The sequence below is a fragment of the Arthrobacter sp. Y3221157 genome (assembly GCF_059089865.1).
Genome location: NZ_JBNHFD010000219.1, coordinates 1 through 522, shown reverse-complemented (window position 1 = coordinate 522; position 522 = coordinate 1). Strand labels below are relative to the sequence as shown.

The 522-nt window shown below is 65.9% G+C and carries 1 pseudogene; it reads right to left on the bottom strand.

The annotated features are described in order from the left end of the window. Positions 1–522 (bottom strand): annotated as a pseudogene (locus AC5RTT_RS20735) (glucose-6-phosphate dehydrogenase); the annotation flags it as partial.

Here is a 522-nt window from a genome sequence, read left to right as displayed (position 1 = left end):
ACCGCAGCGCCAGGATGTTCTGGACCGTTTCCTTACCCAGGTAGTGGTCGATCCGGAACACCGCGTCCGGCGGGAACACGGACTCCACAATGTCATTAAGCTTCCGGGCGGACTCCAGGTCGTGCCCGAACGGCTTCTCGATCACCACGCGGCGCCACTTGTCCCCGTCGGCCTGCGCCAGCCCGTGCTTGGACAACTGCCGGCAGACCTGCTCAAACGCCTTCGGCGGAATCGAGAGGTAGAACGCGTGGTTCCCCCGGGTGCCGCGGACCTCATCGAGTTCCTTGACCGTGTCACCGAGCCGCTGGAACGCCGCGTCGTCGTCGAACTCGCCCTGCACGAACCGGATGCCCTCGGCAAGCTGGTTCCACACCGCCTCATCAAACGGCGTCCGCGCATACGCCTGGACCGAGGACCTCACCTGGGCGGCGAAATCCTCATCACTCCACTCCCGGCGCCCGAAGCCCACCAGCGCGAAACTCGGCGGCAACAACCCCCGGTTCGCCAGGTCATACACCGCCG